The 3,860-nt window shown below is 68.6% G+C and carries 3 protein-coding genes and 1 pseudogene; 1 reads left to right on the top strand and 3 read right to left on the bottom strand.

Annotated features, from left to right (window positions below; genetic code table 11):
* Positions 1-284: pseudogene (locus tag VTU_RS0105240) on the bottom strand (alpha/beta hydrolase); the annotation flags it as partial.
* Between the two features lie 13 nt (positions 285-297).
* On the bottom strand, positions 298-1,422 hold the full coding sequence (locus VTU_RS0105235; protein ID WP_029554132.1) for an ABC transporter substrate-binding protein: 1,125 nt from the start codon (positions 1,420-1,422) through the stop codon (positions 298-300).
* A 236-nt stretch (positions 1,423-1,658) separates the two neighbouring features.
* Between VTU_RS0105235 and VTU_RS0105230 the strand changes: the two genes are divergently transcribed.
* Positions 1,659-2,660 carry a helix-turn-helix transcriptional regulator gene (locus tag VTU_RS0105230; RefSeq protein WP_010101538.1) on the top strand — a complete coding sequence of 334 codons (1,002 nt, stop codon included), beginning with the start codon at positions 1,659-1,661 and terminating at the stop codon, positions 2,658-2,660.
* Between the two features lie 85 nt (positions 2,661-2,745).
* Here VTU_RS0105230 and VTU_RS33460 read toward each other — a convergent pair.
* Positions 2,746-3,860 (bottom strand): hypothetical protein (locus VTU_RS33460; RefSeq protein WP_010101537.1); only part of this gene is annotated, 1,115 nt, incomplete at its 5' end.

The following is a 3,860-nucleotide window of genomic DNA, read 5'->3' as shown; positions in this document are numbered from 1 at the left end:
GCCGACATCAGGGGGAAGAGGGCGTTGCCGTCCAGCGTCCACAGCACGGGGTGGCCGCGATGCGGCACGGGGCCCTGGGGCAGTGCGACGAAGAGCCGGCGGGGCCGGCCGGCGGCTTCGGCCAAGTCGATCCGGTGCGTGCGCGCCAGGCGCACCCCCGGGCTGCCGACCAGCGGCGGCACCGGGCTGCTCATCGCTGGCGCCGCGGCCAGCGCTGCGCCGGGCGCGCACAGCGCGAGGCCCGTACCCAGCAGCCGGCGCCGGCTTGTCCACGGGGGCAGCAAAGTGGCATGTCGTTCAGGGCTCGACACTGATCCAGTACTCCCCCCGCAGTGCGATGGGCTGAAAGCGCCGGTACATCTCCTGCAGCGTCTGGCGCGGATCAAGATCGGCGAACAGGTCGGGATGCAGCCACTGGGCCATCGCCTGCACGGCAACCACGTTGAACGGCGAGTTGTAGAAGTGGTGCCAGATCGCATGCGCCCGGCCCTGCTGAACCGCCTGCAAGGGGCTGATCAGCGGTCTCCGCAGGCTGCCGCGCAACGATGCGCGCGCCATCTCCGGCGTGGCACCGGCGCCCAGCACGATGCGCTGCGAGGCCTGTTGTTGCCGTTGTTGCTGCGGCGTTTGCGGCACCGAGCCGATGGCGGTGCCGATGTACACCGCCGGCTGGCGCGCGAGCAGCAGTTCGGGGTTGAGCATGCCCTGCTCGCCCGGCAGCAGTCCGCGCGCGACGTTGCGTCCGCCCGCGGCATCAAGCAACCGACCCATCATGCCCACCATGGTGTCGCAGCATTCGCTCATGAGGCCGACCCGGCTTTCCAGAAACACCGTTGGCGCAGCGGGCTTGCGCTCGGCCAGCCGCTGCCGCACCCGCTGCAACTGCTGCTGCCAATAGGCGTTGAATGCCGCCGCACGCTCGCTCTGGCCCAGCACCTGGCCAAGCACGCGGATGCTGCGTGGCGTATTGCCCAGCGGGTCGTGGCGGAAATCGACGAAGACGACGGCCACCCCCGCGGCCTCCAGGCGCGCCAGGGCTTCGCGGTCGCGCTCGCCCGGACCGTGGCCGCCGCCCAGGCCAAAGATCGCCACCTGCGGGCGCAACTGCAGCGCGCGCTCGTCGCTGAAGCTGCCGGCCTGGGAGCGGCCGACGCGCGGCACCGCGTCCAGTTTGGGAAAGCGCTCGCGCCATTGGGCGTAGCCGGCGGCGTCGAGCTGTTCGAAATCGCCCATCATGCCGGCCAGCCGCGCACTCGGGTCCCCCGGCTCCAGGATCGCCAGCGCCGGCAGCAGCCGCCCCTCGCCCAGCAGGATGCGCTCCACCCGGGCCGGAATGCGCACGCTGCGCCCGGCCAAGTCGGTCACGGTGACCGGGCCATTGGCCGACGCGGGCAACGCCGTCAGCAGGGCAATGAGCCGCAAGAGCCGGAAAAAGAGCCCGACGCTGGCACGCGGCTGAGGCAGAAAGGCACAGAAATTTTGCACCGGCATGGGCATGGAACAGATACGCCACATAATGAGAACGATTCCTGTTTGCATGGCAAAAGTCTAGCAGCGGCACCGTGCCCGCACTGCGGTTTTCCGTTTGCGCCAGCCACGTTCTGCTTTGCCGCAGCCCTGTCCGCATGCCAACCCGAACCCCAAGGAAGTCCGCACCCATGAGCCAGCAACGATCCAGCCCTCCCCCGCAGTCCGGCCCTGCGGCGCCCGCTGAGCATGCGTGGCTGGCCGCGCACGCGGCCCGCGTGCGCGTGCTCCAGCCGGGGCTGCGCGTGCATGCCGACGACGCCATCGACGCGCTCGACGCCACCGTGCAGGGCCATTGCGCGCCCGGGCTGCACCTGGTGTTTCTGCTGGAGGGCGGATTGGACATTGCTTACGGAGAGCGACGCGTGCTCATGAGCACCGCGGCCGACGACGGCTGCGTCCAGGCCGCGCACGGCGGCGCCCGCAGAGCCGGCGGTCAGCCGCGCTGCGTGATGGTGAATGCCACCGAGCCGGAATCCTTCAGCCGCCGCGTCCGCCACGGTGGCTACGCGCGGCGACTCAGTCTTTGCATGTCGCACGACTGGCTGCATCAATTGCAGGCGGCCAGCGGCACGCGCATGCCGGCGGCACTGGAGGCGCTACTCAGCGGCCACCTCGCCTTGCGCGACTGGCAGCCCTCGGCGCGCGCCGTGGCCTTGGCCGAGCAGGTGCTGCACCCGCCGGCCTGCGCGCCGATGATGGAATTGCTGTATCAGGACAGCCGGCTGCTCGACCTGCTGGCCGAGGCGCTGGCGCCGCTGCAAGCCGGCGAGCCGGCCGCCCGACCCGGACCGGCCCCGAATGCGGCGCTGGCCAGGCGGCTGCGCGACCTGCGCGAATTTCTGGGCAGCGCGGCCGCCGACACGCTCTCACTCGACGACATCACCCGCCACGCCGGCATGAACGCCAACACGCTGCAACGCCATTTCCGCCGCGCCTATGGCACGACGGTATTTGATTTCATGCGCGAGAGCCGCCTGCAACGCGCCCGCACCGCGCTGGAGCGCGACGGCATCAGCATCAAGCAGGCCGCTGCGCTGGCGGGCTATGGCAGCGCCGCCAATTTCGCCACGGCCTTCGGGCGCCGCTTTGACATGGCACCCAAGGAGGCGCGCCGCGCGGTGCAGCGCTGAAGCGGGGCGTGCAGCGGGCCGGGCCAGCACGAAGCCCCCCCGTGCATTTCCAACTCGGCCAGGCGGTGGATGAGGTCGATTTGCCTCACCAGTGCCGCAGGCTCGCAATCAAGGCACCGAGCGAGAACCACCACACCCAGCCGACGTGGTTGCTGAGCGTGGCCAGCGTCTGTTTGAACTGCTCCATGCCTTGACCACTTTCTGGCGTGGCCATTCTTTCGGCCAAGGCCTGCACGTCCGCCTTCGTGGCCGGCTTGTCGCCGGGATCGTCCTCGGAATCCTCCTCGTCCTTGAACCAGGCCGGGTGATTCTTCTGGTGGTCTTCCTTGATGCGGTTGAAGATGAAGGTGGCCGGCGGCAGGTCGGAATGCTTGTGCTTGTCGTTGTCCGCCATAGCCCACGCGACCTCCTCCAACGCGTCTCGGCGTGGGGCCGTCCGCCACAGCTTGTGGTTGCGGACCGCCCCGTCGAAGGCGAACTCCCCGTCCTTGTCATAGGCCGCCGACAACTGGCTTGGCGAGAGGTCGCCGTCCGAATAGGCGGCGCAGCGCAGCGCCAGATCTTCGCTGGCCAGAAGCTCGGCCAAGAGCTTGTAGTCCTTGGCCAAGGCCAATCTGGCCAAGCCCTTGCGAACACCCTGGTAGTGTGACAGCCAGCCACCGGCCAATCCCTCGGATTCCCAGGCCATGAGTTCGGCGTCGGCTGGATCGGAATGCCAACGGGCGACCAAGTCGAGTGGCTTCTCGATGGAGAAGGCGTCCATCTGCATGCAGTCGTTGTAGAGACAACGCAGGGCCAAGGCCCAACGCTCGGTAGTCGGGACACGCTCCGCGAGCTTCCAGGCCGCGTTGAACACCGCCCCGTGGAGGTATTCAGCAAAGCCGTCCATGGAATCGCCAGCGTAGGCGGCCCGCATCCGCTCATTGTTGGCCAGGATGGTCACGATGGTGAGCATCTTCTCGTCAGGCACGTCCCAAGACCTGGAGCCCTCAAGCAATTCCGTCAGGAACGAGTTGCTCAGGTTGGGGTTCTCGAAGAGGGCCGACAGTTCGTCGTCCGGAGCGGTGTCCATCCACGCGGCCATCTGCTCGGGGCCGCCAAACAGGGCCGTGGGGAAATTCGAGAGGATCTCGTCGCCGAGCATGGTGTTCGCCAACGTGGCCAAGCGGATCGCTCCGGAGGGCTCGCAGGCCTCGAACA

It is taken from the genome of Verminephrobacter aporrectodeae subsp. tuberculatae At4 (genome assembly GCF_000193225.1).
In the GTDB taxonomy this organism is placed as follows: domain Bacteria; phylum Pseudomonadota; class Gammaproteobacteria; order Burkholderiales; family Burkholderiaceae_C; genus Acidovorax; species Acidovorax aporrectodeae.
Note: the sequence above shows the minus strand (reverse complement) of the source record. Positions and strands in the feature narration are given on the sequence as shown.

What these genes read in the sequence shown, in the direction of transcription:
- VTU_RS0105230 (WP_010101538.1), top strand. Translation starts at nt 1,659, where the DNA reads ATGAGCCAGCAACGATCCAGCCCTCCCCCGCAGTCCGGCCCTGCGGCG.